The following is a 26,349-nucleotide window of genomic DNA, read 5'->3' on the forward strand; positions in this document are numbered from 1 at the left end:
AAAAGCGGACCAAAGTTTATTGCAACATTGTTGCAGGAGTCAATGCTGATACTTGTGCTATCTATATTTTCCATGTTGCTTTTATCAACCCTGCAATCATTTATCTTAATATTAAGTTTTTTAAACCTTCTTGATACTTGTGAATAGCTGATAACTGCCAAATTTTTTCCTATTTGTTGCAAATATCCTTTTATAAACCCTACCGTTTGTCTTAAACCAATTCTAAAGAGATTGACGATTATATGCACCAAAATTACAACTTTATCACTATAAATATAGTTGCCGCCTTGCATTTTTGGACTATTTTCATACCAATTTTCGATAGCTTCATCTATGTAACGAAAAATATTTCCTCTTTTTTCAAGGAATTTGTTATATTCGTTTTGGTTACTGACTTTCATTTTCTGTGGCATATTTTTTCTTCAACAGTTAAATGGTTATTTATAATGAATTTTGTCAGTAGCTACCAGATTTTTTCGGTTGCTATGCAACAAAGCCATCCCAGACTGGGATGATAGGAGAAGGTACTGGGATGACAGAAAAAGTAATGAATTTACTGTAAAATTTGACATTAACCGCTAATAGTCGGAATATTAGTAGAGTAAGAGTTACTCAAGAAGGCATGCATAAATATGACGTAGTAGTAGTAGGTGGTGGTCATGCAGGGTGCGAAGCTGCTGCTGCTGCAGTTCGCCTTGGTGCAAACACGCTGCTTATAACTCATAAAATTTCAACTATAGGGGAAATGTCCTGCAATCCAGCAATCGGAGGAGTTGCAAAGGGCGTTGTAGTCAGGGAAGTTGACGCTCTTGATGGAATAATGGGAAGAGCAATCGATCAAGCAAGTATACACTCAGTCATTTTAAATAGCAGCAGAGGTGCAGCAGTATGGGGCCCGCGTGCACAGGCAGACCGAAAATTATACAAGCAAGCAATACAGGAAATTATTCTAAATTATAATAATTTGACGGTAAAAGAAGAGTCGGTTGACGATTTTCTTATAGAGAGTAATAACAATGGAGAATTGTGCATTAAAGCTGTAATAACAAGCTCAGGGGAGCATATACTGACAAGTAAAGTCGTTCTAACTACAGGGACTTTTCTGCGGGGTGTGATTCATATAGGAGAGCAGGTAACTCCTTCAGGGAGAATGGGAGATAAGCCTGCCGTAGAACTTGCAAATACGTTGAAGAAATATAATTTTAAATTAGGTAGATTGCGTACCGGAACTCCGCCAAGGCTTGATCGTGGCACTATAAACTGGTCAATATTGCAAGAACAAGTGGGTGATAATCCACCTGTGCCGTTTTCTTATCTCACAGAAAAAATTAACCAACCTCAGGTATCATGCTTTATTACCCATACTAATGAAAACACGCATAAAATAATTAGAGAAAATCTTCATAGGTCAGCTTCTTCATATTTAGATGACATTGTTGCACCAAGATACTGCCCATCCATTGAAACTAAGGTTAAAAAATTCGCAGAAAAAAGTAGTCATCAAATATTTTTAGAACCAGAGGGCTTGAATGATGATACTATATACCCGAACGGAATTTCAAATTCATTGCCTATTGAAGTGCAGTGTGAAATGATAAAGAGTATCAAGGGACTTGAAAATGCAGAAATACTAAGACCTGGATATGCAGTTGAGTATGACTATATTGATCCACGAGAACTAAGCCATACTCTTGAAACTAAGAAAATTAAAGGCCTATATTTTGCTGGCCAAATTAATGGCACTACTGGATATGAAGAAGCAGCAGGGCAAGGAATTATCGCTGGAATTAACGCAGCACTTTCTGCATCTGAAAAAAAAGAAAGTTTTGTTCTTCACCGCACAGATTCGTATATCGGCGTAATGATAGATGATCTAGTCACCAAAGGGGTGATCGAGCCTTATAGATTATTTACTTCACGTGCAGAATATAGACTAGCTATCAGGTCAGATAATGCAGATAGAAGATTAACACAAAAAGGTTATGATATTTCCCTTGTGTCGCATGAGAGATACTCTGTTTTACAGAATAAACTTGAATCCATTAAGCAGCTTGAAGAGAAGTTAGGGAGTCTGACGATTACTCCTGAGCAGCTTAGGTCTTATGGCATTAAAATATCTTATGATGGGATAAGAAAAACGGCACTAGATTTACTTAGCTACCCAAATATCGACTGGAATAAATTACAAGAAATATGGCTGGAGTTAACGCGCTGGAATGACGCCGCAATGGGTAGCATAACTAAGAATGAAATATACGAAGCTGTTGAAATTGAAGCAAAATACAAACCTTATCTAATAAGACAAGAAGCGGATATGAAGTTTCTACAAGAGGAAGTTAGCACTCAAATTCCAACTAATTTCAACTACTCACAGATTAAAGGCCTGTCAAGTGAAGTAATAGAAAAGTTGCAGACGATAAAACCAGCAACAATTGGCATTGCAAAGCAAATACAAGGCATCACTCCTGCAGCAATAGTTAGCATACTGGTGTATTTGAGAAATAGAAAAATTGCTAATTGAAAATTTTGCTTGACAAAAGTAGCTTTGTTAATTACCATAACTTATAGTAGCTGTGTTACCACAGTTTTCCTAAACAGAGATTCATAAAAAATTTCAAATATTTTTCAAGTCTAGAGGTAATATCATGTCAAAAATCGAAGAATTTCGTTCTTTTATGTGTGAAACAAATGTTGACGCATTTATGTTGCATACTAAAGATGAGTATTTAAATGAATATTCAAAAGAGTTAACAGAATTATGTGGCTTTACAGGAACAAATGGGCTACTCATTGTCACGAAAAACAACAAATGCCCATTTTTTACTGATGGACGCTACATCACACAAGCTCACAATCAGCTCGATCAGGGCAATTTTCAAGTATATAATATACAAGAAGAGGATCCACACGAATGGATAAAAGCAAACTTAACATCGACTGCCTCACTAGGTTATTATTTGCAATATTTTACCATAGAAGATATAAGAAAGTATGAAGATATTTGTAAATTAGCACCCTACTCAATTAGAAAAGAAAATAATTGTAGAAAACAAACGATAGTTCCACATGCAACTGAGTATTCCGGTGAAATTAGCAAGAATAAATGTGAAAAAGTCGCTAAAAGCATAGATAAAGAAGCTGAAGCAGTGCTTTTAACTGATCCAAATTCAATTTCATGGCTATTAAATTTAAGAAATGAAAATGCCAAATATACTCCATGTATATTTGGCCGTGCTATATTGTATAAAAGCGGTAATGTTGATTTGTTTATTCAAGATAAAGAACATTCAACTATAGAAGCAAATTTAGGCAATCATATAAATATTTTTGATATTAGTGAGCTAGAAAATTCGCTGCACAAGCTAAATTCAATAATTATAGATCCAAACACAACTCCTATGAGCATCATGGCTGTAATAAAAGATAAACAGGTAGTTAAAAGAGAAGATCCTTGTTTAATTTATAAAGCAGTGAAAAATCAAACTGAAATAGCTGGGGCTATAAATGCGCACATCAGAGATGGAGTGGCAGTTACAAACTTTCTACATTGGCTTGAAAGTAATGTTGGTACAGAACTTGAAGCCGAAGAAAAAATTTTAGAATACAGAAAAGAGCAGGATTTGTTTAAACAATTGAGCTTTCCAACAATTTCCGCATTTAATGAAAATGGTGCAATAATTCACTATCGTGCAAGCAGTAAGACGAATAAAGTAATTCAGAAAGATGGACTATATTTGATTGATTCTGGTGGCCAATACCTTAATGGCACAACTGATGTGACAAGAACTGTAGTAGTTGGTAATCCGACCAATGAGCAAATAACCCACTATACAATAGTACTCAAAGCTCACATTGCTGTAGCAAGCGTCATCTTTCCTCCTGGCACTACTGGTGGAGAATTGGATATATTGGCACGTACGCATTTATGGAAATTTGGAATGGACTATATGCATGGTACAGGGCATGGAGTAGGAAGTTACCTATCAGTACACGAAGGGCCACAAGCAATATCAAAGGGAAATAAAGTGAAACTCACGCCAGGAATGATACTTTCTAACGAACCTGGCTATTACATTCCAGAAAAGTATGGAATAAGAATTGAAAATCTGATGTATGTCGACAGACAAGAAAACAGCTTTTTACATTTCAAACAACTGACCTCCATTCCATATGATAGAAGGCTAATAGATGTGCAAATGCTTACTAAAGATGAAATTGAATGGATAAATGGCTACCATCAATTTGTCTATAAAAACTTAGAAAATAGCGTAAAAGATAAGGAATGGTTAAAGAAGGTATGTGACCCTCTATAAACAAATTGTTTGTTGTTTAATAAAGTATTAATAGGGTTACCAATAGGTATTTTGTGTATTGTTTTTAATTTTAAAACGATATATAATAGAGAACACGTATTTTTAGGTAGGTTATAATTATGATAGACAAAGGGCAAGAAGATGAATTTATGAAGCAGTATATGGATACTTGCAAAGAGCAAATAGAAAAATTAGCCAAGGATCCTGAATTGCTTAATCAGACTTTAAAACCATTTATGCAAATGTCTCAGCAGCTTATGGCTGGCGGTATGTTAGAAGGTGCTATGCCTAACATGATACCTGATTTGGGTAGTATGGATATCAACAAGATGATTGCTCAGATGAAGGAAATGATTGACTACATAAAAGGTAACTATAAGCAACTAATGAAAGAGCGCAGCTCGCAGATTCAAGAGCTCGATGAATCCAGTAAAAAGCTAAGAGGTTTAGTTAAAAAATTGATAGAAAAGATCGAAAGTAAATAAACAACATCTGGCATTCTATGTACAGCTTTCTAGTTGGACGGTAAGTCGAACTGATGTCATGCAAGTAGTGTGGCTGCTTGCATGACATTATTTGTAATAGTTTAGACTTGATCTGACAGGCGTGAATTAACTGACAGAAGAATTGACAAAGTCAAAACCAAAATCAGCATCCTGTTTAATGCTATCAATATTTTTCTGATAAGCAATATGCATACTATCAAAAAAGGTTTGCATAGGATAGCAATATTTACCTGAATGCGGTCTAGATCTATTGTAAGAATGCACCCAATGGTCTACATCTAACTGAAGTTCTGCCAAAGAGGTGTAAATTTTCTTTCTAAAGATAATATTGATCTTGCATAGTTCTGTGGAACCTTTCACATATGCCATTAGTCTGTGGAGAACGAGCTTTGGTTCGAGAATGATCAATATTTTCTACCCCCAAATACAGCTGGTAAGCGTGATTTTCCGGTCTGCCACAATACTCTGTACCACGATCCGTCAAAACGCGTAGTAATGATACTTTCTGTTCATCAAAAAACGGTATTACCCTATCATTAAGAAGATCTGCACCTGTGATAGCAGTCCTTTCTGTGTAAAGCTTAGCAAAAGCAACTCTAGAATAGGTATCAACAAAGGTTTGCTGGTAAATTCTTCCAATACCTTTGATATTACCCACATAATAACTGTCTTGGCTACCCAAGTATCCTGGATGCTCTGTTTCAATTTCTCCATGGGCCTCTTTTTCTTCCTTAGCCTTCTCTAGAGCTGTTATCTGCTCTTCTGTTAAAATGCTGAGCTACTTTTGCTTCTAATGCCTTTAACCTCTTTTTGAAATTTTCAAGATTGTTTCTTTGCCACACTGATCTTATTCCACTTGCAGAGATGAGAATTCCTCTCTTCGTTTGCTGCTCTTTCTTGTCCATATGCTGGAAATTCTATTGCTATTTCAATTACTGCTTTTTCTATATCCTCCGATACTCTATTTGCATATAATGGCTTGCTTTTCGCTCTTCTCCTCCTGTTTCATACAGTTCTTTGAAGCGGTAAAATGTATCCCTTGAATATCCCATTACCTTACACGCCTGTGATACATTTCCTAATTGCTTTGCAAGTTCTAGCAATCCCAACTTTGGTTTTAGTATTTTTTCTTGTGTTGCCTGACACTCCTTTAAAATTTGTTCATATTTTTATCTTACTTTGTTTGCCTGTCAGATCAAGTCTAAACTATTACATCCCAGTGCTTCCTTCTCCTGTCATCCAAGTAGCCCCTCTTCTGTCATCCCAGTGCGTGACACTGGGATCCAGAAAACTTAACTTTAAATAAGTGGCTGCATAATAAAGACTAGATCCCAGTGTCAAGCACTGGGATGACACCATAGGGGGCACTGGGATGACACCCTACTTAACCGTCATACCACTACGGACCGTCATACCGCCGCGGTATCTCAGATCCCGCTAACAAGCAGCGGGATGACGAATCGTCAAGGTGTCATCCAAGTAGCTGACACTGGTTCCTTTATGACGGCAGTGCCCTCTCCTGTCATCCCAGTGCTTCCTTCTTCTGTTATCCCAGTGCTTCCTTCTCCTGTCATCCCAGTGCTTCCTTCTTCTGTCATCCCAGTGCCTCCTTCTTCTGTCATCCCAGTGCCCAGACACTGGGATCCAGGAAAGTTTGCTTGTAAGCAAGCAAACTAGCACAGAAAGTGGTTACAACATTTTCGATGAGATTATATGGAAAACTGGATCCCAGTGTCAAGCACTGGGATGACAAAAAAAGGAGCACTGGAATTACACCTCTCTTGGGCTCTTTTAGCCATAAACATTAAGAAATTTACTAAATAGAAAAAAAAAGCAAAAGAAACCCTAGGGTAGCTAGTTATTCACTATCCATTTTTTAAGTTGGCGTTTTTTGATGTTTTAAATGCTTTATAAGCGTATTTCAGCTTGAAAACCTAGAAATTTGATAAAGACATAAGGTGCACATCATGACTTACGCCAAATACATTAAGTTTTTTTGTCATTAATCCACTGCAGAGATTGCGAAGATAAATAATTAGCTTCAGTTTCATGATAAGGGGGCTGGCGGAAGTAATTTTTTACATTAATTTATAGCTCCCTGCATGATACCACATATTATCTATATCAAGGTGTTTTTCTTGTAGATATTATACCAACAATCCACTATTTTTTTTATGTCTTGTGGTTTAGTTTCTGGACCTATACTGATTCTAATTGAACACTCTGCTTGCTCTTTTGTTGTTCCCATTGCAAGCAAAACATGGGAAGGCTCAACTTTTCCAGAAGAACATGCAGAGCCATTACTAACTGCAATATGATTCAAGTCAAAATGCATGAGCTGCACATCACTCTTTACTCCTGGCATATAAATAAAACTTGTGTTTGGCAGCCTCTTAGAGTTTTTACCGAAGATTCTTATATCACTGGCAAGATTTAATAATTCACACTCTAATTGATCACGTAGCTCCTTTACTTCATCCATTTTGGATAGAAGATCTGGAATATTTTGCAGTGCAGCAGAAAGGCCTGCAATTGCAACAATATTTTCCGTACCACCACGAAATCCCTTCTCTTGTCCACCACCTATTATAATAGGTTCTATCACAAGTTCTTTATTGAATATTAAAACTCCACTGCCTGCTACACCGCCAAATTTATGGGCAGACAAAGTAAGTAAATCCACTCCTAAATCTTCCATATTAACTTTAATTTTCCCAACACTTTGAGCAGTGTCAGTGTGGCACATTGCTCCAAATTTGTGTGCTATTTCAGCTATCTCCTCAATAGGTTGAATAACTCCGGTTTCGTTATTTGCCATCATAACTGAAACTATTGCTTTGTTTCCTTTAAGTTCGCTTAGAATTTTCTCTAGCTCTAAAAAGTCAACAATGCCCTCCTGATTAACGGGTATTATGTATGGATTACATGCAGAATTAAGAATTGAAGGATGCTCTATAGCTGAAATTACATGCAGGTAGCCTGCTATTCCTCTCATAACAAGGTTATTCGCTTCAGTTGCACCAGACGTAAAAACTATTTCTTTATCACTTGAGACGCCAATAGCACCACGTACGTTATCTCTTGCATCCTGAAGAATCTTCCTCGCTTCTTGTCCTCTTTTATGTAGCGATGATGGATTAAGCGTTTGTTTTAACAAGACCTCAAATATACTTTTTTTTACATTTTCACTAATTGGAGCAGTTGCATTGTAATCAGCATATACGCAACCACTATTTTCTAAAGAGAATGGACTCATCTGTCACTTAAATAAGTTTACCATTAACTATAATCAACTATGTTTAACACGATAAAAAATTTATTGCAAAAACAGCGAAATTAATACATAATTAATAATTCACGTCATAAATACCTGTCAAGCGGGTTCTTATTAGGAGTTACCATGGTAGAAGTTTTTTTGAATAATGCAACAAGAAAGATAGAAGGTGAATACCACCAAAGCAAAGATGTCAACGCGCCGGTTGTGCTGATTTTACATCATCACCCTCAATATGGTGGTAATATGGATAGTAAAATTGTACATAGTGTATATACGTCTTTTATCGATAACAATTTTTCTGCATTGAAAATTAATTTTCGTGGTGTGGGAAAATCTACCGGAACTTTTGATAAGGGTATAGGAGAATTGACTGACGCTGCGGTAGCCATTGATTGGCTTCAGGAACATAATCCTAGCAACGTTCCAATTTGGATCGCTGGTTTTTCTTTTGGAGCATGGGTGGCTATGCAGCTAACAATGCGCCGCCCTGAGATAGTGGGTTTTATTGCTCTTTCTCTTCCGGTAACTAAGTACGATTTTTCTTTTCTTTCTCCCTGTCCAGCTTCTGGGCTTATAATACAAAGCAGTGATGATACCATTTCAGAAGAAAGCGATGTAACAGAATTAGCAAAAAGGTTGATAAATTCAGTAAAAAGTGATCACATGAAATATCATATAATAGATGATACTAATCACTTTCTAAGGGATAAAGAAGAGAAAGTGGCTCAAATCGTAGACGATTATATAAAACTGCGCTTGAATAGTGCAGCTATTTCTTCTCAAAAGGTCAAAAAAGAGGTAAGGGTAAAAGAATATGCCTAATCTTTACAAATAAGAGAAATGAGTGTAGTAATATAAATAAAAAGGTTTTGTTATGTTTAAAAAGCTATTATTTTTTGTTTTAGCTGTGTTTATGTTATCGGGGTGTTCCCTAAGTAAACAGCGTAAGTTAAGAAGTCCGTGTATAAAAAGCAATGAAAGCATTTCATGCGAGTTGTACTCTGTTAATGATCATTGGTTAGATAAGTATAAGGCATAGAAATTGTGCTATTTTTCCTATTTACAACTTCACTAATGATCGATCTCTCAATTGGAAAATGCAGTCTGCCTTTTCTGCAAGGAGATGATTATGCGTTACTATAAGCATAGAGCTGTTATTTTCCTTTACGTACGAATGTAACAGTAAAAATACATTCAAAGAATTTGTTGGATCTAAATTTCCTGTTGGCTCGTCTGCAAGCAAAAGCTTTGGAGAATTTACAATGCTTCTTGCAATTGCAACTCTCTGCCTTTCCCCACCCGAAACTTCAGATATCATACTACTTGCTTTGTTTTCTAGACCAAATTTTTCCAATGTTGCTTGCGAACTTTTTTTTGCTTCAGCTTTGCTTTTTCCTGCAATGAGTTGAGGAAGCATAATATTTTCCAACACCGATAACTCTTGTAACAAATAGTGAAATTGATAAACAAAACTAAGAAAATTTCTTCTTACGTGGGTTTTATGCTTATTACTGGCTTGTGTGCAATTTATTCCATCTATCGTAACTATACCTGAAGTTGGCTTGTCCAACAAACCTGCGATTTGCAATATAGTTGTTTTTCCTGCACCTGAATTGCCAATCAGCGCTACTACTTGCCCTCTTGTAACACTTAGGTTAATATCTTTTACAACAGCAGAATTGTCCTTGAAGCTTTTATCTACAGAAGTTAGTTCTAGTGCTACATTACCACCCATGTTTAAAAAGCCTACAACCGTACAAACATCGTGCTTTCAAAACCTTTCATTATTTTTGTCATCCCAGTGCTTGACACTGGGATCCAGGAATTTCGATTGGACACTAAGTTGGTGAGCATAAAAGTAGCTAATCCTATGTTAAAACATAACGTTTGTGATGGAATTGCGTAAAAGGCTGGATTCCAGTGTCACGCACTATCATTTACTATGTAACATCGTGTCACATTACAACATCCGAACAGTTATATGTCAAGCACTGAAATGACATCAAATTTTTGACTAAACCGAGAAACTGTTACCACAACCACATTGAGACTTAGCAAAGGCATTCTTTATTTGAAAACCAGAACCACTGAGATCCTCAGTATAATCTATAACTGAGTTATTTAAAAATTTTGCTGAACAATTATCAACCATTAATACAGGATTGCCATTTTCATCATTAATTACTATATCTTTACCTTTTTCGCTAAAACTGGAATGGCTTCTATAGTCCTCGCTTTCTTCATAATCATCATCTTCGTCTTCGTCATCAAACTCATCATCGTAATCATCATCTTCATCATCCAAAGATAGATTTTTATTCATTTGATCCATAAGAAAATTGTATTTGAAGCCAGAACATCCACCACCTGAAACTGCAACTCGCAAAACGGAACTCTTATCCCCTTCCTGCTCTGCAAGAGAGTAGATTTTTTTTAGTGCATTATCAGTTAAGTTGATGTTGTAATTTGTTGACATAGTAACCACCCTTTATTATTGATAACTTATTATAGTAAAAATTTTACATGTCAAACAATAATTTTCTATTAAATTATGCATGCTTTCCAAGCAAAACAAAAGGGAGATACTTCAAAGAGCCAGAAGATGAGAATCGCAGTTGCTTTCAGCGTGATAGGGATCGCATTGTTCACTCTAATGCGTTTAGGAAATTGGGGTACAAAACGCAAGTTTTTATCAATTACGAGCACGATTACTATCGCACTCGGCTGACTCATAGCCTTGAAGTTGCACAAATTGCAAGGTCCATTGCGCGTAGACTTGGCTTAAATGAGGATATCACTGAATGCATAGCGCTTGCACATGACCTTGGTCATCCCCCATTTGGTCACACAGGTGAGAATGCTCTAGTTCAAGTTAATAATGAGAAGTATGAGTTTGATCATAATGTTCAAGCTATAAGGATTTTAACTTATCTTGAGCAAAAACATGCTGATTTTGATGGTATGAATCTAAGTTGGGAGGTGATTGAAGGGGTTGCAAAACATAATGGTCCCTTGCTTGGTCAAAACGCGGAGTCTTCTACAAATAATCAGCTGTTATTAGAATATAATGAAAAATATGATCTAAAACTTGAGGAATTTTCAAGCATTGAAGCGCAAGTTGCTTCAATTGCCGATGATATTGCTTACAGTGTTCACGATCTTGATGATGCACTCAGAGCAAATTTAGTAACCATCGAAGATTTGCTGAATGTCCCTTTAATTGGAAAAATGTTTAAAGACGTAAGGAGCGGATATTCAGAATTGCCTCAGAGCAAACTCATACATGAATCACTGAGTGGAACTATAGGAATTATGATAAGTGATGTTGTTTCTCAGACTGAAAGAAATATTGAAGATCACAAAATAAAAAGCGTAGAAGACGTAAGAAGTCTAAGTAAAATGCTAGTCACATTTTCACCAGAAGTTGCAAATGCTACAAAAGAAATGAAAAGATTCAACATGGAGAAAATATACAGAAGCTATAAACTGAGTAGAACGATGAACAAAGCAAAACGCATAATACAGGAACTTTTTCAATGTTTTTATGAAAACCCAGGATTACTTCCCACAGAGTGGAGCAAACTCGCTTGTGAATCTCAGCGTTCAGTAATAATATGTGACTATATCTCGGGTATGACAGATAGATTTGCTATACATGAGCACAGAAGAATTTTTGATACCTCATACGAAATGACTTCTTTCTAATGACAGATGATCACTTCATGTCAATTGCATTAAGGCTTGCAGAAAAAAATCTTGGAAATGTTGCACCAAACCCTGCTGTCGGGTGTGTTATTGTAAAGGATGATACAATTATTAGTGAGGGATATACAGGGATCGGTGGGCGTCCGCATGCGGAGATGGTCGCTTTGCAAAACGCGAAAGGTTCAATTCAAGATGCAACTATGTATATCACGCTCGAGCCATGTTGCCACTTTGGAGTTACAGAACCTTGCACTGCAGAGATCATAAGAGCCGGAATAAAAAGGGTAGTAATTGCAACTATTGACCCAGATAGTAGAGTTTCAGGTGGAGGCATTAAAGCTCTGAAAGAAGCAGGAATTGAGGTTGAGCAAGGTATTATGCAAAAAGATGCAGAAGAACTGAATGTCGGTTTTTTCACCACTAAAGAATTTCATAGACCATTTATAGCTTGCAAAATCGCAACAACTCTTGACGGGAAAATCGCAACATTTACAGGCGATAGCAAATGGATAACAAGTGAAAGCACAAGAAATTGGGTACACGAGCTTAGAACAAAATATGATGCAATTATGATTGGCAGCAATACTCTTATTAATGACGATCCACTCTTAACTTGCAGATTACCAGGGCTTGAAAATAGATCGCCAATAAGGCTAATTATAGATAGCCAAGGGAAATTAAAGGAAGAGCATAACATTGCAAAGACTGCAGGTACCTTATATAACCATGATTTAAGCAAAGAGCCAACAGCACACCCCTCGATGTCATTCCAGCGCGTGACGCTGGAATCTAGAAAAAAAGAAGAAGAATGGATCCCAGTGTCACGCACTGGGATGACAAGAGGTTCAACTTGGGTGATTACAAACAGAGAAATAGAGAAAAAAATAAAAAACATTAATTATTTGATAGTTAATTCAAACAATGCTGGCAAAGTCTGCCTCAAAGACATGGCATCAAAACTTGTTTCAGAAATCGGTATAACAAGGTTATTAGTTGAAGGTGGAGGAGTGTTAATCACAGAATTATTAAAACATAACTTAATCGACAGGTTAATAATCTGCCGCAGTGGTAAAATTTTAGGCAATGATGCCACTCCTTTTGTAGGAGATTTAGGGATTCAATCCATCAATGAATGTTATCGGTTCAAAAAAGCAGAGATAATAGAGTTTAGTGAGGATGTAGTTGAGGTGTGGGATAGATTACCATAACTTACGTACCTAAATAATGGAAAAAAAAGAGGTAGAAAATCTACCTCCTATACAATTTGTTATTATGCTTTTTGTTGAAACTTATCTTCAAATATTTTCATAACTTCAGTATTTTGCAACATAGTTTTAAGCACTCCTTCATCAATTTCACCTTGAGGTCCTTGTTCACCTTTCTCACCTTGTGGGCCTTTCTCACCTTGAGGTCCTTGTTCACCTTTCTCACCCTGAAGTCCTTGTTCGCCCTTATCGCCTTTTTCACCCTTAACATTTTCTATTGCATTCATTTGCTGATATGAAGAATAAGCTTGTGCAGCAAAATATACAGCGGCAATAAATAGAACTGCAATTCCAGCAGGGCTAGCAACAAGTGCTAAAGATGCAGGTCCAGCAATTACTTTAGTAGCAATTAATATTGTTGTTATTGCTCCCGCTAAAGATGCAAGTGCAACTGTACCTTCAATACCCATTTTTGTTATATGTGCAGTGTTTTCCCACTTCAATATGTTTTTTATAGTCATAATAGTCTCCTTAAACAAGGCTAATAAAAAGATTAAGTATATGTTAATAATGCATGTTAGTCAAGCTGTTTTTCACATAAAGTATATATTTCAAGCTAAACTGTTATCAGTTGTATATAATTAACTATGAAACATGGTTGGCTGAATCTTGATAAATCAATAGGAATTAGTTCTGCACAAGCTGTAACCCAAGTTAAAAAGATTTTTGGAATTAAGAAAGCTGGTCATCTGGGAACACTTGATCCTTTGGCTTCAGGTGTGTTGCCAATTGCTCTTGGCGAGGCAACAAAAACTATACCGTATTTATCTTGTGACTTAAAGGCATACGATTTTACAATAAAATGGGGCGAACAAAAAACCACGGATGATTTGGGTGGTGATATTATTAGAACTAGCACTATAGAACCTCAATATAATCAAATAAATTGTGCAATTGAAAATTTTATTGGTGAGATCAAGCAGACTCCTCCTCAATTTTCAGCAATAAAAATCAAAGGAGCAAGGGCGTATAAATTGGCAAGAAGTGGGCAAAAGGTGAATATAAAACCCCGACAAATTAAAATACATGAACTAAAATTGATATCTGTGAACACCATAAATAATAGTGCAAATTTTTCTATGATGTGCGGTAGTGGTGTATATGTAAGGTCAATTGCTCGGGATCTTGGCATTGCATTAAATTGTTTTGGACATATTACAAAATTAAGAAGAACTATGGTAGGTGACTTTAGAGAAAACGAATCAGTGACAATTGAACAGCTCGCTGAAAGAAACACAATAACTTACTCTCCGATGACAAAAGGTGATACTGGAGTAATAGAAGGTACAGGGAGTAATGCAAAAAGTTTCATCATTCCCATTGAATCGGCTTTAAAATCGATGTTCAAAATTGAAATTTCCCTAGAAGAAGCGGGGAAAATCAGAAAAGGTCAGGAAATTGTATTAAATAACTTGCGTAATTTAAAGAATTATGATACTTGTTGTGTGATAGTGGGTAGTATACCTATTGCAATGTGCAGTTTTATTTATGGTTGTGTGAAACCTATTCGTGTTTTTAATATTTAAAATGAGGTTTAGATGTCGATAACATCCGAAAAGAAAAAGAGTTTGATAAATATATATGCAATTAAAGAAGATGATACAGGTTCATCTTTTGTACAATGTGCAATTTTGACCGAGAGGATCAGTAATTTAACTGAGCATTTTAAAGTGCACAAGCATGACCATCACTCTAAGCGTGGTTTACTTATATTGATAGGTAGAAGACGCAAGCACTTAAATTATATAAAGCGTAAATTTGGTAATGAAGCCTATCAGGAATTAATAGAGAAGTTAGGCATTAGAAAATAATCGAGGAATTTAGTATGTTTAAAATTATAAAAAAATCTATAGAGTGGGGTGGTCGTACCTTATCTTTAGAAACAGGAAAAATAGCACGCCAAGCTCATGGTTCAGTAGTTGTAAATTACGGTGATACTTCTGTTTTAGTAACCGTTGTAAGTAAGAAGAAGGAAGAAAATGTTGATTTCCTACCTTTAAATGTGCAGTTTATTGCAAAAAGCTATGCCATGGGTAAGATCCCTGGCGGCTTTTTTAAAAGAGAAGGCAAGCCATCTGATAGAGAAACTTTAATCTCAAGAGTAATAGATAGAAGTGTAAGACCACTCTTTCCAGAAGGATTTAATGATGAAGTTAGTGTGGTGTGCAATCTATTAACTTATGATACAGTCAATCCTCCTGAAGTGCCAGCATTGATTGGTACTGTTGCAGCTCTTGCAATTTCTGGTGTTCCTTTTCACTTTACTATAGCTGGAGTGATGGTTGGTTGTGATGAAAATAATAACTATATACTCAACCCTTCTGTTCAGGAGATGAAAGCAAGCAGCTTGGATCTGTTTTTGTCTGGTGATGAAAATTCAATTTTAATGGTTGAATCAGAAGTGAAAGAGCTCTCTGAAGAAAATGTTTTTAATGCAATAAAATTTGGCCATGAACACCTTAAACCTGTCATTAAGCTCATAAAAGAGTTTGCTGATACAATTGGCAATAAACCTGAGAACTTTCCTCCTATCGACATATCAGATATAATGCAAGATCTCGAAAAGCACAGTAAAGATTTTGAAAAAGCATATTCGCAAACAGTAAAACAAGAGCGAGTTCAAGCTCTAGAAGCGGTCAGAGAGAATATATTGAATACTCTTAAAGAGGCTGGAAAAGACGAAAAGTTAATTGCGTATGCAGTAAAAAACTTTGAAAGATCTTTAGTACGTGAAATAATTAGGAAGAAAGGTGTAAGGATAGATGGTCGTAAGCATGATGAGATACGTCAGATAGAAGTTGAAGTTGATATTCTGTCCAGAACTCACGGTTCTGCACTATTTACAAGAGGCAATACTCAGGCACTGGTTGTTACTGCTCTTGGCACTACTCAAGATGAGCAAATTGTGGATGATATTGAAGGTGATAGACGTGAGCATTTCATGTTGCATTATAACTTTCCCTCATTTGCTGTTGGAGAAACTTCTGCTGCACGTGCACCAGGAAGAAGAGAAATCGGTCATGGCAAACTTGCTTGGAAAGCAATTCATCCTGTTTTACCCGATAAGTCTGAATTTCCTTATACAATAAGAGTAGTGTCCGAAATTTTGGAGTCTGATGGTTCTTCTTCTATGGCAACAGTTTGTGGGACTTCTCTTGCTTTAATGGATACAGGTGTACCAATAAAGGCCCCTGTTGCTGGAATTGCTATGGGCCTCATTAAAGATAAAGACGAATATATAATACTTTCCGATATATTGGGTGATGAAGATTATCTTGGTGACATGGATTTTAAAGTAGCAGGAACTAGTGAAGGGGTTACGGCGCTACAAATGGACATGAAAATTCCTGGTATAAGCTTTGCAATTGTTGAAAAATCTTTAGAACAGGCAAAAGCTGGAAGATTACATATTTTAGAAAAAATGAATGCAGTGATTTCAGAACACAGTGATGATGTCAAAGACCATGCACCAAGAATGTTATCATTTTACATAGATAAAGATAAAATTTCTGCAGCTATTGGTGCTAAAGGAAAAAATATACGCAGTGTGTGTGAAAGAAGTAATGCAAAAATTGAAATAGGAGATGATGGTAAAGTTTCTGTTTTTGCCACAAGTGGCACTGAAGCTGAAATTGCAAAGAGTATGATGATTGATTCAATAACAGAACTAGAACAAGGTTCTATAGTTGATGTCAAGGTTGTAAGAATAGAGAAGTCTATTGTAGAGCTTGAATTTCTTAATGGCAGAAAAGGAAAAATGCACATAAGTGAAATAGCTAATGAACACATAGATTCTATAGAGAGCATACTTAAACAAGATGATACTTTCAAAGCACTAGTAATTGACTTTGAAAAAGGTGGATGTCCAAAGTTGTCAAGACGTCGGGTTGATCAAGAGACGGGAGAGTTTTTTGAAGGTGAGCTTTACAACGAGGAAAGGAAAGATGGTCCAAATGACAGGGATAATTATTACAATAATTCATTTAATAGAAAACCTGGAGGAAGTCACCATAAGAGGCCTCCTCGTCCTCGTTCTGGTTTCAGCAACAGAAACAGGCCGAAATTTGGTAATAATGATTCATCATCAGGTTTTTATTAAGAGTAAACTTCTTGCGTTGCCTCTCGTCATCCCATTATCTAGACACTGGGGTCTATAAAACTTGATTGTATAACGAAAATTAGATTCCAGTGAGCTTTCCACCGTATCTGCGTATTGTTAGGCTGCATTCTGTGAAAAACACGATCTTTCATTTGAGCTTTCTTCAATTTAAAATAAATACAGAAACTAGCTATCTTCAAAAATATGGTTGAATAATTGTGTGTATAATTATTCATATTTTCCAAGCATTATGGCTCTTTCAAAATTTCTCGCAATGATTTGTGTTTCAAAAAAATCTTTGGAACGGAAAAAAATAAGAATATTCTTATCCATTTTTTAAACAATTGACCTTACCCAGAAAAATCGAGAATGTTCAAAAAAGTGTGTCAAACCGAAAAAAAAGTAATAATTGATATAAAAAAATGGAGGTTTGACATGAGTCAGAAAGTAGTAAACAGAACTTTGGTAGATTATAAAGAATTAGAAACCTGTCGTCTATACGAGAAGGAAGATCGTTGACAGGAAGAAATGACACCATTTATAATAATTCTACTATATCGTAAAATCAGCTATATTAGCCTACTTTGGCCACATTTAGATATGAACTAATTTACCTAACTTCGTTGCAACAATTTTACGTTTTTATTTTTACAACGCCGCTTTTATTTAAATTGTTCTCACAAAGGTACGTACTTTTTCGGTTTTGGAAGGAGTAAATAATTAAAATTTTTGTGGTGCTAATGGGCATGATGTTTTTGCTAAAAATATTTTTTCAAAAGCAGCTGCATTATAAACTTATTATGTTACATTAATTCATATTTGTGGGTAATAGTAAGCTCACGCTGCTTGGGTGGACAATAGGAAAAAGTTTATTACTTAAGCTTAAAAAACGTGTATGATAATGTTATTTCACTTAAATCTTTTGTGTTGTTATCAAGCATTATCTCAGGATCTATGTAGAAGGATACGGGCATAGCTGCTTTTTGTTTTGGTAGCAACATTTGCTCTTCAAAACAAAAGCATGCAACTTTATTGAAATACTTACCTGCTTTGAAAGGCGTAACGTTATACACCGCCATTCCAAATGAAGGCTGATCAGATAGATTTTTTGCGTAATAAAACGCTAAACTTTGTTCTCCTATGTTTACATCAACGTAGTTAGTTTCTGATTTAAATTCCCAAGGTAGATCGGACATTATATCAGCATTGAAGTGGACCCTGATTTTTTGGTCAATTGCACTTATTGTTGCATTAGTTACTTTTCTTGTTGTGCCACCATATCCAGTAGCTTTACAAAAAATGCTATATAACGGTACCGATGCATATGCAAGACATAACATCAACACAACTAAAGATACTAAAAAGAAAACTATAGAATTGTTACTGCCTTTCCTTAAAAAGGAAAACATCTAATCCCTATTGTTGAACAAGTTAAGTAACCTGAGTAGATTGAGAAATATATTAATAAAGTCAAAATAAAGATTAGTTGCACCGAGTATTGCCAATTTAGTAGTAGCAACTTCTGATCCGTCATTATGTTTATAATAAACGTCTTTGATTCTTTGAGCATCATACGCAGTCATTAAGGTAAAGACTATTACTGATATGAACGATATTGCAAAGTGGAGAGGACTACTTCCAAGAAATAAATTTACTATAGACGCAATGATTAACCCCCAAACTCCCATAATCAAGAAAGAGCCCATACTTGTAAGATCTCTTTTTGTAGTATTGCCATATAAAGCCATAGAGCCAAACATGATTGATGTAATGAAAAACGCCCTTGCTATATTTTCTGCAGTATAAACTATAAAAACATAAGATAAGGAAAGCCCCATTAACACTGAGAACGAGAAAAATATAGTAACGGCAGACTGAGCACTTAGGTGTTGAATTCTATAAGACATGTAGAACACCAATGCAACCGGAGATAACATTACCACAAGCGATAGAACGGGATTAGAATAAATTACTTGAAAAAGACCAGAAAATACTGTTAAAAATGCAACAAGCCCTGTGACGCCCAAAGCTAAAGCCATGTAATTGTATACTTTAGTTAGGTAACTTCTAAGCCCAGCGCTATAGTAAACGCCTTGAGAGCGAATATCCTGTTCATTTCTCATATAAGACATAATATAACTCCTTTTGTCCATTATTTAACACATTATAATATAAAACCACATTTTTATCAAGTGTTTTTATTATAAACAGCTATGCGCTGGCATTTGTTTTAATATAAATAGAATATAGGCCTATTGCTGCTGCATTTGAAACATTTAAGCTGTCAATTACGTTTGACATTGGGATTTTTAAAAGATAATCACAATTTTCTTTAACTAACCTCCGCATTCCTTTCTCTTCAGAACCAAAAATGATCACTCTTTTTTCTCCAAAACTCTTTATTTCATCTATATTTTCTTTAGCATTGCAATCAAACCCGTAACACCAGTAGCCGACCTTTTTTAAATACTGCATAGTTTTTACTATATTTGTAACGTATATTAGCGGAACAATATCTAAAGCCCCACTTGCTGCTTTTGCAATAGATGCATTTTCACTCGGTGAATGGTTATGTGGTAAAACCAATGCGTTGACATTAAAACAAGCTGAAGTTCTTAAAATCGACCCAATATTGTGCGTGTCAGTGACTTGATCTAAAATGACTATAGTAGAGCTATCGTTCGAGCTTTCAGCTATTTCTTCAATGCTTGAGTTATAAAGAATAGGGGCAACATTTAAAGCAATTCCCTGATGGTTAGCACCTTTGGGTAAAACGTCATTAAGTATTTTGTTTTCTACTAATCGAACTTTAATGCCCTTACTGTCTACACATTGCCTAATTTCTTTTTCGTGTTCTCTATAGAAATTTTCTGTTGCTAACAGTTCTATACACCGCCTATTTTTATTCTTCAGTGCTGACATGCAGGTGTGCTTTCCATACAGCCAAAAATTCTCATTAGTTTTTGACGATTTCATCGTATTATTGAAAATCGGGTTTTTATAGAATAAGCAACATTTTACTATGTTTGGATATTGTTGTAAAATTATACAATTCGATTAATGCGTTTATGTCGGACGATGAGTTGGATTGGCAAAAAAATGTTAAGCCAATAGAATGTGGAAAAGTTACTTTGAAAGTTGATCATAAAGTAAATATAAAATCTATGGTTGATAAAGGTACCTCCGACTTACAAGGGAATTTTCTTAATACCAATAATGGTAACTCATCATTTTGTCTTGACTACAACACAAAATCAAAGATTGATAGGGGTAAATATTTTATAAGTGATAAGCTCGATTTGCATGGCTATAATATAGAGGATGCTTACTGTAAATTGACAGATTTTATTATCAAAAATTATCGAGCAGGAAATAGATGTTTATTGGTAATTACGGGATACGGCAGTGCAACAAATAAAACAGACACTATAAAGAGTAACTTAAATAAATGGTTAAATGACACTAAAATCCGGCATATGGTTCTATACTACCAGCAAGCTACGAAAAAACATGGTGGTAAAGGGGCTTTTTATGTTTTATTAAGAAGGAATAAAGACCTTATATGATGGTGTCATGAAAGTAGCTGACACTGGTTCCTTTATGACGGTGTCATCCAAGTAGCTGACACTGGGATGACATCATCCTTTTTTTTGGATTCCAGCGTCACGCGCTGGAATGACACCTCTCTTGGGCTCTTTTAGCCATAAATATTAAGAAACTCACCAAATAAAAAAAAGGCAAAAGAAGCCCTGGTCATTAGACTTCTTTCAAAATTGGAAAAGAGCAAAAAATTAGTATAAAATCATACATTTAAAAGTATGAGATATGAAGAAACTAAGGAGTTAGATGAAGAGAAGTTTCGTCGTCTGACAGGAGTAAAGAAGGCAACTTTCAACAGGATGGTAGAAATTTTAGATGAAGAAGATAGAAGGAAAAAAGCAAAAAGTGGGCGTAAAAGCAAGCTCTGTATAGAAGACAGGCTACTTATGGCATTGGAATATCTTCGTGAATATCGGACATATTTCCACATTGGTCGAAGTTATGGTATGAGCGAAAGTACGACCTATAAAATCATAAAGTGGATTGAAAATACATTGGTAAAACATCCGGATTTTGCATTGCCAGGGCGAAAAGAGGTTCTAAAAAGTGATATAGAATATGAGGTTTTAGTGATAGATGCAACAGAAACTCCTGTGGAAAGACCCAAAAAAAGCAAAAAAGATTTTATTCAGGAAAAAAGAAAAAGCACAGTATAAAAACACAGATTATTTCGGAAAAAGAAAGCAAAAAGATCATTTGCACGTCTTTTTCAAATGGTAGGAAACATGATTTTCGGCTTTTTAAGGAGTCAAAAGTGCACATACTACCAAGTATCAAAGTCCTAGCAGATAGCGGTTACAGAGGTCTACAAAAAATTCACGCAAATGTTGAATTGCCACATAGAAAAACGAAAAAGCACCCATTGACTAAGAAACAAAAGCAAGAAAATCAAGAGCTTGCAAGCAAAAGAGTTGTGGTTGAGAATGTAATCGGTTTGCTTAAAAGATTTAAAATTATTGCAGATAAATATCGCAATCGGCGAAAACGTTTTGGATTGAGATTCAATTTGATAGCTGGAATTTACAATCTAGAGTTGATGATGTGAATTTTGAAAGAGGTCTATTGTCTATTTTCAGTATCGGCGTTCTTTAAGTCTTAAACACTGCAATTTAGCTGCTTTTAAACGCAACTAACTTAAGCTATAAATGTTTAAGAAATTTACCAGCAGAAAAAAAAGACAAAGAATCCCCGGAGTAGCTAGTTATTCCACTCTTTATTTTAAAATTTGACGTTGGGTGATGTCTTGAACGCTTTATAAGCGCGTTTCAGCTTATGTGGGTAAAAACCCAAAATTTTTATAAAGACATAGGATGCACATAGTGCAAAAATTAAACAATAGTACGCCAAATACAAGTCTTCTTGTCATTTTAATCTGCACAGATTGGGAAGTTAAATAATATAGCTTCAGTTTTATGATAAGGGGGCTGGCGAGGTTTGTCAAGGAAGTTTTTAGCCACGTTTCCCTATTATAATGTTCGTTTGCTTGACCTAAGATCTGAGAGTATTTAAACTGAATCCTATACAGTGCTGAAAATGATAGGAAATCTAAGCGGGATAGTTGATGAAGTGCGCAGTGATCACATAATCCTGAATGTGAATGATATTGGCTATATAGTGTATCTTTCAGCCAAAACTTTAAATGCATGTTCCACCGGAAGCAGAATCAAATTACTTATCGAAACCTATGCAAATAACAGAGAAAACACTGCTCAGCTATATGGTTTCATAAGCAAAGAAGAACAGCAGTGCTTGAGATTGCTTGTTAAAGTAAGCGGCGTTAGCTATAAAACTGCAATGTCAATTTTGAGTAAATTAACTCCAGAACAGATGTTTTTGGCAATTATGAATGAGGATAAAGTAGCACTCAAGATGAGTGGACTTGGCCTGAAACTCATAAATCGAATCATCACTGAATTAAGTGGCAAAGTGAGTAAATTAGAAATAAATAACAATAATTTTCATCCAATCAATGAAGATGCCCTTTCAGCATTGATCAATCTTGGGTATGAAAAAATGAAAGCTTATGATACGATAAAAAAAATACAAGACGAATCGCCAAATTTGGACACTAAGGATATTATTCGCATGGCGCTTAAAACATTATGAAATCAATATCGTGCGATAAAGAATATACTGAAGATGTGCGCAATATCAACATCAGACCTGAACAACTTGACGATTTTGTCGGGCAAAAAGACTTAATACAAAATTTAAAAGTGTTCATAAACGCTGCACAGACGAGAACTGAAGCCTTAGATCACGTCTTATTGTATGGTCCTCCAGGACTTGGTAAAACAACTTTAGCACAAATTGTTTCTAAAGAATTAAGGGTCAGCTTTCGCGCAACTTCTGGTCCTTTACTTAGCAAAGCTGGGGACTTGGCCGCAGTGCTTACCACTTTAAGTGCAAAAGATGTTCTATTTATCGACGAAATCCATAGATTAAATCGCAGCATTGAAGAAGTTTTATATACCGCTATGGAAGATTTTTGCCTGGACATATTAGTAGGTGAAGGTCCATCTACTCGCACTTTAAGGATAGATTTGCCGCCATTTACGTTGATTGGTGCAACAACGCGACTTGGATTACTTTCTGCGCCACTCAGAGATCGTTTTGGCATTCCTTTGCACCTTGAGTTTTATTCTTTTGAAGAACTGGTTAATATTATAAAAAGAGGCGCAAGAGTTCTTTCTACTGAAATTGAAGAAAATGCAGCACGGGAAATTGCCTGCCGTGCGCGCGGCACTCCAAGAATTGCTTTGAGATTACTGAGGAGAATAAGGGATTTTGTTGAAGTGAAAGATGATAAAAAAATCACTTATGAAGTTGCTGATTCTGTATTGCTAAAATTGGGTGTAGACAAAATGGGACTTAATAAACTTGATATGAATTATCTAAGATTTTTATTCAACACCTCAGGACCTGTTGGAATTGACACTATATCTATTGCACTATCTGAGGATGTTGGCAATATTGAAGAAACAGTAGAACCTTATTTAATCAAAATTAGTTTTGTAAAGCGCACACCAAGAGGACGCGTTCTAACTGATCAGGCAAAGGAGTATTTGAGCCTTTAATATAAAAAATTTTGTTGCTGTAATTATAATTGACCAATTGATATAATGCTCGTATGCTAGCATTATGTGTTAACGATAATGGAGGGATATATGTAAAGCAAAGGAGAGTGGTAATTCTGATAAAACAAAAGGACTTCCTAGCGATTTGAGCACTCAGGATATACCTAAATCAACACCAGACAAGAATAAGCGTAAATATGTCGAGTTAGAAAGCGATGAAGAATGGAATAAGTTCTTTGCATTACAGAACAACCCTTCTACCAATACCACAAACCAAAAACCTTTTTCTCCAAAGAAAGGAGAATCTCAGTATCACGGCAAAGAGATTGTAGGCAAAATTGCTGACCAAATTAAATCAGAGATATCTGAAGGTATGAAAAATAATACCATAGGGGCCATAATGATAAAAGAAGGCAAAAGGGAAGGGAATGTTGTTTACCCTTCCGTGAGAGTTGTGTTGAATGTTAGTAAAGAAGGAGTAGATATAGCTAAACTTTTGAGTGGTAATATATGTAAAAAGTACAATGTAAAAACAATGACATTTTGTCATTCTAATCAGGAAAAAAAGAGAGGGGCATGTTGCTATATTAATGATAAAGGGGAAAGAGTTTATGAAATAATTAGTGGATTATATGAAATGACTTTAAAGTGGTATGTTGATGGAAAAGAATGTAAAATTAAAATTAATATTGACGATAAGAATGGTGTAAAGCTCCTTGAAAGCAATGGTGTTACTGAAGAACAGTTACGTGCAAACAAAGAAGTAAAAGTAGGCAAGAGACGTGAACCAAAGTCTTTACATGAAGCATTAGCATCACAATTGCCACAAACACAATTACAACAAAGCTCTGAAGAAGTAAAATTTTTGGAGCAGCCTTCAACAAATGTAGAAGACTTGAGCGGCGCACCACAAAAGCATCAAGCTTCTGCTGCTCAAAATAGGTAAAGTAGTGAAAATTCAGTATAAGTTGCTTGCAAATGCAAGCAACTTATACTCTTATAATGAGCAACATAATACTACCAAGAAATTTCTACGAGCGGCCGACCTTAACTGTAGCTGGAGAGTTATTGGGAAAAGTCCTCAAATTTTCTAACTTTAGTGGAATAATAACCGAAGTTGAAGCCTATATAGGAATGAGTGACCCAGCTTGTCATGCAGCAAGAGGCTATACTAATCGAACCTCAGTAATGTTTGGTATGCCGGGGTTTTCATATGTGTACTTTATATATGGGATGTATTACTGTTTAAATATTGTAACAGAAGCAGAAGGGTTCCCAGCAGCAGTGTTAACCTCAGTTATGGATTAGAAAATAGATAAAAGTATAACTAAGAAGAGGGAAACAGGGTAAACTCGAGTATTTTAGTAATAATAAGAGGTTACCCATGAAGAAAGATATTACAGAACTGTACTGTTGCGTCGAGGATTTTTGTCGTGCGGTAGATGATAATTTTGCAAATAGGTTCTTATCAAACGGCAAAAAACCAACCAGAGTACCAGAAATAGCGCACTCAGAAATTCTAACCATAATCCTATTATACCATAAATCACCATGTAAAAACTTCAAGGCTTTTTATCTTTGTTATCTTCAGTTATTCTATAGATCAGAGTTTTCAAAGCTGCCTTCATATCACAGATTTATTGCCTTAAAGCCGCGAGTTTTGTGGTATTTAGCATTACTTTTGCAATGGTTTTGTGAACAAGCAAAAATGACCGGGATTTCCTACATAGATTCTACTTCAATAGCAGTATGCCATCGAAAAAGAATCTCAAGAAATAAGGTTTTCAAAGGATTAGCAGAGTTAGGAAAGAATACTTACGGCTGGTTTTTTGGTTTTAAATTACATGTAGTAATCAATGAAATAGGTGAAATTCAAGGTGTTACGCTAACCAGAGGTAACGTCGATGACAGAAAACCTGTACCAACTCTAACCAAAAAACTAACTGGACTTTTGTTTGGAGATAAGGGCTATATAAAGAAAGAGCTCTTTGAGAAACTATTCGATAGAGGTCTAAAACTCGTCACTAAAGTGAAAAAAGGTATGAAAAATGCACTGATTTCGCTGAAAGAGAAGATTTTACTAGGGAAAAGATCGATTGTTGAAACGGTTTTTGGCTGCCTAAAAAACAAATTTGAACTTGAGCACACTCGGCATAGATCCACAGTAAATTTCTTGGTACATATTTTTTCTACCCTCATTTCTTATTCAATGCAATCGAAAAAGCCCTGTATTTCTCAGCTTTACTTCGTTGGTTAATCCATAACTGGGGTTGTTAATACGGGGATTAAAGCTCATTGAACCGCTTGAGGCAAACTTAGGCGGACCAGGAATATTGTGCAAAAGATTAAACATTACAAAAGAACATAATAAGCAAGACCTTACTATAAGCCACGAATTTTGTGTTTATGAATCTCACCTTAAACCAGATTATATTTGCACTCCGAGAATCGGAATTAGTAAAGGCCAAGAGAAATTTTGGCGGTTTAAGATTTTCTAAACCTTGCGT

Annotated in this window: 25 protein-coding genes and 4 pseudogenes; 19 read left to right on the forward strand and 10 right to left on the reverse strand. The window is 35.6% G+C overall.

Features of this window, described 5'->3' with window-relative positions; all coding sequences use genetic code 11:
• Window positions 1–41: 41 nt before the first annotated feature.
• Window positions 42–413 (reverse strand): annotated as a pseudogene (locus NBW39_RS06585) (transposase); the annotation flags it as partial.
• A gap of 209 nt (window positions 414–622) precedes the next feature.
• Between NBW39_RS06585 and mnmG the strand changes: the two are divergent.
• The 3 genes from mnmG (at window position 623) to NBW39_RS06600 (ending at window position 4,798) form a co-directional block, all read left to right on the forward strand.
• Complete coding sequence (gene mnmG, locus NBW39_RS06590; RefSeq protein ID WP_250295778.1) at window positions 623–2,521, forward strand: tRNA uridine-5-carboxymethylaminomethyl(34) synthesis enzyme MnmG; 1,899 nt, start codon at window positions 623–625, stop codon at window positions 2,519–2,521.
• A 124-nt stretch (window positions 2,522–2,645) separates the two neighbouring features.
• Window positions 2,646–4,313: an aminopeptidase P family protein gene (locus NBW39_RS06595; protein WP_250294968.1), complete on the forward strand. Its 1,668-nt coding sequence runs from the start codon at window positions 2,646–2,648 to the stop codon at window positions 4,311–4,313.
• 119 nt (window positions 4,314–4,432) lie between these two features.
• A complete protein-coding gene (locus tag NBW39_RS06600; RefSeq protein ID WP_250294969.1) occupies window positions 4,433–4,798 on the forward strand; it encodes a hypothetical protein in 366 nt (121 codons plus the stop codon).
• 126 nt (window positions 4,799–4,924) lie between these two features.
• Here the strand turns inward: NBW39_RS06600 and NBW39_RS06605 are convergent.
• The 3 genes and pseudogenes from NBW39_RS06605 to NBW39_RS06615 all read right to left on the reverse strand — a co-directional run bounded on the left by NBW39_RS06605 (window position 4,925) and on the right by NBW39_RS06615 (window position 8,075).
• A pseudogene (locus NBW39_RS06605) lies at window positions 4,925–5,976 on the reverse strand (IS481 family transposase).
• Between the two features lie 306 nt (window positions 5,977–6,282).
• Window positions 6,283–6,441 (reverse strand): hypothetical protein, encoded by a 159-nt coding sequence (locus tag NBW39_RS06610; RefSeq protein WP_250294970.1) that lies wholly within the window; start codon window positions 6,439–6,441, stop codon window positions 6,283–6,285.
• A 497-nt stretch (window positions 6,442–6,938) separates the two neighbouring features.
• Window positions 6,939–8,075 carry a cysteine desulfurase family protein gene (locus NBW39_RS06615; protein ID WP_250294971.1) on the reverse strand — a complete coding sequence of 379 codons (1,137 nt, stop codon included), beginning with the start codon at window positions 8,073–8,075 and terminating at the stop codon, window positions 6,939–6,941.
• A gap of 144 nt (window positions 8,076–8,219) precedes the next feature.
• On the opposite strand from NBW39_RS06615, the gene NBW39_RS06620 reads away from it, so the two are divergent.
• Window positions 8,220–8,918 (forward strand): alpha/beta hydrolase, encoded by a 699-nt coding sequence (locus NBW39_RS06620; protein WP_250294972.1) that lies wholly within the window; start codon window positions 8,220–8,222, stop codon window positions 8,916–8,918.
• Window positions 8,919–9,156: 238 nt separating this feature from the next.
• On the opposite strand, the gene NBW39_RS06630 is transcribed toward NBW39_RS06620, so the two are convergent.
• Together NBW39_RS06630 and NBW39_RS06635 are read right to left on the reverse strand one after the other, a co-directional pair.
• Window positions 9,157–9,831 carry an ABC transporter ATP-binding protein gene (locus NBW39_RS06630; RefSeq protein WP_250294974.1) on the reverse strand — a complete coding sequence of 225 codons (675 nt, stop codon included), beginning with the start codon at window positions 9,829–9,831 and terminating at the stop codon, window positions 9,157–9,159.
• Window positions 9,832–10,110: 279 nt separating this feature from the next.
• Window positions 10,111–10,572, reverse strand: a complete 462-nt coding sequence (locus NBW39_RS06635) for a HesB/IscA family protein (protein ID WP_250294975.1) — start codon at window positions 10,570–10,572, stop codon at window positions 10,111–10,113.
• A gap of 47 nt (window positions 10,573–10,619) precedes the next feature.
• Here NBW39_RS06635 and NBW39_RS06640 point away from each other — a divergent pair, with 47 nt between their 5' ends.
• Window positions 10,620–11,801: a deoxyguanosinetriphosphate triphosphohydrolase gene (locus NBW39_RS06640; RefSeq protein WP_250294976.1), complete on the forward strand. Its 1,182-nt coding sequence runs from the start codon at window positions 10,620–10,622 to the stop codon at window positions 11,799–11,801.
• A complete protein-coding gene (gene ribD / locus NBW39_RS06645) occupies window positions 11,801–13,009 on the forward strand; it encodes a bifunctional diaminohydroxyphosphoribosylaminopyrimidine deaminase/5-amino-6-(5-phosphoribosylamino)uracil reductase RibD (protein ID WP_250294977.1) in 1,209 nt (402 codons plus the stop codon). Before NBW39_RS06640 ends, ribD begins: the two co-directional genes overlap by 1 nt.
• A 62-nt stretch (window positions 13,010–13,071) precedes the next feature.
• Here the strand turns inward: ribD and NBW39_RS06650 are convergent, their stop codons facing one another.
• A complete protein-coding gene (locus NBW39_RS06650) occupies window positions 13,072–13,527 on the reverse strand; it encodes a collagen-like triple helix repeat-containing protein (RefSeq protein WP_250295808.1) in 456 nt (151 codons plus the stop codon).
• Window positions 13,528–13,653: 126 nt separating this feature from the next.
• Between NBW39_RS06650 and truB the strand changes: the two genes are divergently transcribed.
• The 5 genes from truB to NBW39_RS06675 all read left to right on the forward strand — a co-directional run bounded on the left by truB (window position 13,654) and on the right by NBW39_RS06675 (window position 17,684).
• A complete protein-coding gene (gene truB, locus NBW39_RS06655; protein WP_250294978.1) occupies window positions 13,654–14,592 on the forward strand; it encodes a tRNA pseudouridine(55) synthase TruB in 939 nt (312 codons plus the stop codon).
• A 12-nt stretch (window positions 14,593–14,604) separates the two neighbouring features.
• On the forward strand, window positions 14,605–14,877 hold the full coding sequence (rpsO, locus tag NBW39_RS06660) for a 30S ribosomal protein S15 (protein WP_006279944.1): 273 nt from the start codon (window positions 14,605–14,607) through the stop codon (window positions 14,875–14,877).
• 14 nt (window positions 14,878–14,891) lie between these two features.
• Window positions 14,892–17,165, forward strand: a complete 2,274-nt coding sequence (gene pnp / locus NBW39_RS06665) for a polyribonucleotide nucleotidyltransferase (protein WP_250294979.1) — start codon at window positions 14,892–14,894, stop codon at window positions 17,163–17,165.
• A 279-nt stretch (window positions 17,166–17,444) separates the two neighbouring features.
• Complete coding sequence (locus NBW39_RS06670; RefSeq protein WP_250295779.1) at window positions 17,445–17,513, forward strand: Rpn family recombination-promoting nuclease/putative transposase; 69 nt, start codon at window positions 17,445–17,447, stop codon at window positions 17,511–17,513.
• A gap of 21 nt (window positions 17,514–17,534) precedes the next feature.
• Entirely contained in the window at window positions 17,535–17,684 is a 150-nt protein-coding gene (locus NBW39_RS06675) for a hypothetical protein (RefSeq protein ID WP_250294980.1), read from the forward strand.
• 353 nt (window positions 17,685–18,037) lie between these two features.
• On the opposite strand, the gene NBW39_RS06680 is transcribed toward NBW39_RS06675, so the two are convergent.
• From NBW39_RS06680 to rlmB, 3 genes are all read right to left on the reverse strand, one after another.
• On the reverse strand, window positions 18,038–18,574 hold the full coding sequence (locus NBW39_RS06680) for a cytochrome c oxidase assembly protein (protein WP_250294981.1): 537 nt from the start codon (window positions 18,572–18,574) through the stop codon (window positions 18,038–18,040).
• Window positions 18,575–19,297: a Bax inhibitor-1/YccA family protein gene (locus tag NBW39_RS06685; RefSeq protein WP_010962942.1), complete on the reverse strand. Its 723-nt coding sequence runs from the start codon at window positions 19,295–19,297 to the stop codon at window positions 18,575–18,577.
• A 79-nt stretch (window positions 19,298–19,376) separates the two neighbouring features.
• A complete protein-coding gene (gene rlmB, locus NBW39_RS06690; protein WP_250294982.1) occupies window positions 19,377–20,141 on the reverse strand; it encodes a 23S rRNA (guanosine(2251)-2'-O)-methyltransferase RlmB in 765 nt (254 codons plus the stop codon).
• Between the two features lie 92 nt (window positions 20,142–20,233).
• On the opposite strand from rlmB, the gene NBW39_RS06695 reads away from it, so the two are divergent.
• From NBW39_RS06695 to NBW39_RS06730, 8 genes and pseudogenes are all read left to right on the forward strand, one after another.
• The gene (locus NBW39_RS06695) at window positions 20,234–20,731 is read left to right on the forward strand and encodes a Smr/MutS family protein (protein ID WP_250294983.1); all 498 of its coding nucleotides are present in this window, start codon (window positions 20,234–20,236) and stop codon (window positions 20,729–20,731) included.
• Window positions 20,732–20,983: 252 nt separating this feature from the next.
• Window positions 20,984–21,810, forward strand: a protein-coding gene (locus NBW39_RS06700) for an IS5 family transposase (RefSeq protein ID WP_250294694.1) whose coding sequence is annotated in 2 segments (ribosomal slippage) — window positions 20,984–21,371 and window positions 21,371–21,810 — 828 coding nt in all. Because the reading frame shifts where the segments join, the coding sequence is not laid out codon by codon here.
• 488 nt (window positions 21,811–22,298) lie between these two features.
• Window positions 22,299–22,871, forward strand: a complete 573-nt coding sequence (gene ruvA, locus NBW39_RS06705; RefSeq protein WP_250294984.1) for a Holliday junction branch migration protein RuvA — start codon at window positions 22,299–22,301, stop codon at window positions 22,869–22,871.
• Window positions 22,868–23,842, forward strand: a complete 975-nt coding sequence (ruvB, locus tag NBW39_RS06710; protein ID WP_250294985.1) for a Holliday junction branch migration DNA helicase RuvB — start codon at window positions 22,868–22,870, stop codon at window positions 23,840–23,842. Before ruvA ends, ruvB begins: the two co-directional genes overlap by 4 nt.
• Before the next feature lie 145 nt (window positions 23,843–23,987).
• Window positions 23,988–24,788: a hypothetical protein gene (locus tag NBW39_RS06715; RefSeq protein WP_250294986.1), complete on the forward strand. Its 801-nt coding sequence runs from the start codon at window positions 23,988–23,990 to the stop codon at window positions 24,786–24,788.
• Window positions 24,789–24,844: 56 nt separating this feature from the next.
• A pseudogene (locus NBW39_RS06720) lies at window positions 24,845–25,132 on the forward strand (DNA-3-methyladenine glycosylase); the annotation flags it as partial.
• 94 nt (window positions 25,133–25,226) lie between these two features.
• Window positions 25,227–26,099 carry an IS982 family transposase gene (locus NBW39_RS06725; RefSeq protein WP_250294632.1) on the forward strand — a complete coding sequence of 291 codons (873 nt, stop codon included), beginning with the start codon at window positions 25,227–25,229 and terminating at the stop codon, window positions 26,097–26,099.
• Between the two features lie 13 nt (window positions 26,100–26,112).
• Window positions 26,113–26,340 (forward strand): annotated as a pseudogene (locus NBW39_RS06730) (DNA-3-methyladenine glycosylase); the annotation flags it as partial.
• Between the last annotated feature and the right edge of the window lie 9 nt (window positions 26,341–26,349).

The organism is Wolbachia endosymbiont of Oedothorax gibbosus (assembly GCF_936270435.1).
Taxonomy (GTDB): Bacteria; Pseudomonadota; Alphaproteobacteria; order Rickettsiales; family Anaplasmataceae; genus Wolbachia.

Bases quoted from the DNA above. Each gene is read 5' to 3' on its own strand.
- mnmG (WP_250295778.1), top strand. From the start codon at position 623: ATGCATAAATATGACGTAGTAGTAGTAGGTGGTGGTCATGCAGGGTGC.
- NBW39_RS06595 (WP_250294968.1), top strand. From the start codon at position 2,646: ATGTCAAAAATCGAAGAATTTCGTTCTTTTATGTGTGAAACAAATGTT.
- NBW39_RS06600 (WP_250294969.1), top strand. From the start codon at position 4,433: ATGATAGACAAAGGGCAAGAAGATGAATTTATGAAGCAGTATATGGAT.
- NBW39_RS06610 (WP_250294970.1), bottom strand. From the start codon at position 6,441: ATGACAGAAGAAGGAGGCACTGGGATGACAGAAGAAGGAAGCACTGGG.
- NBW39_RS06615 (WP_250294971.1), bottom strand. From the start codon at position 8,075: ATGAGTCCATTCTCTTTAGAAAATAGTGGTTGCGTATATGCTGATTAC.
- NBW39_RS06620 (WP_250294972.1), top strand. From the start codon at position 8,220: ATGGTAGAAGTTTTTTTGAATAATGCAACAAGAAAGATAGAAGGTGAA.
- NBW39_RS06630 (WP_250294974.1), bottom strand. From the start codon at position 9,831: ATGGGTGGTAATGTAGCACTAGAACTAACTTCTGTAGATAAAAGCTTC.
- NBW39_RS06635 (WP_250294975.1), bottom strand. From the start codon at position 10,572: ATGTCAACAAATTACAACATCAACTTAACTGATAATGCACTAAAAAAA.
- NBW39_RS06640 (WP_250294976.1), top strand. From the start codon at position 10,620: ATGTCAAACAATAATTTTCTATTAAATTATGCATGCTTTCCAAGCAAA.
- ribD (WP_250294977.1), top strand. From the start codon at position 11,801: ATGACAGATGATCACTTCATGTCAATTGCATTAAGGCTTGCAGAAAAA.
- NBW39_RS06650 (WP_250295808.1), bottom strand. From the start codon at position 13,527: ATGACTATAAAAAACATATTGAAGTGGGAAAACACTGCACATATAACA.
- truB (WP_250294978.1), top strand. From the start codon at position 13,654: ATGAAACATGGTTGGCTGAATCTTGATAAATCAATAGGAATTAGTTCT.
- rpsO (WP_006279944.1), top strand. From the start codon at position 14,605: ATGTCGATAACATCCGAAAAGAAAAAGAGTTTGATAAATATATATGCA.
- pnp (WP_250294979.1), top strand. From the start codon at position 14,892: ATGTTTAAAATTATAAAAAAATCTATAGAGTGGGGTGGTCGTACCTTA.
- NBW39_RS06675 (WP_250294980.1), top strand. From the start codon at position 17,535: ATGTTCAAAAAAGTGTGTCAAACCGAAAAAAAAGTAATAATTGATATA.
- NBW39_RS06680 (WP_250294981.1), bottom strand. From the start codon at position 18,574: ATGTTTTCCTTTTTAAGGAAAGGCAGTAACAATTCTATAGTTTTCTTT.
- NBW39_RS06685 (WP_010962942.1), bottom strand. From the start codon at position 19,297: ATGTCTTATATGAGAAATGAACAGGATATTCGCTCTCAAGGCGTTTAC.
- rlmB (WP_250294982.1), bottom strand. From the start codon at position 20,141: ATGAAATCGTCAAAAACTAATGAGAATTTTTGGCTGTATGGAAAGCAC.
- NBW39_RS06695 (WP_250294983.1), top strand. From the start codon at position 20,234: ATGTCGGACGATGAGTTGGATTGGCAAAAAAATGTTAAGCCAATAGAA.
- ruvA (WP_250294984.1), top strand. From the start codon at position 22,299: ATGATAGGAAATCTAAGCGGGATAGTTGATGAAGTGCGCAGTGATCAC.
- ruvB (WP_250294985.1), top strand. From the start codon at position 22,868: ATGAAATCAATATCGTGCGATAAAGAATATACTGAAGATGTGCGCAAT.
- NBW39_RS06725 (WP_250294632.1), top strand. From the start codon at position 25,227: ATGAAGAAAGATATTACAGAACTGTACTGTTGCGTCGAGGATTTTTGT.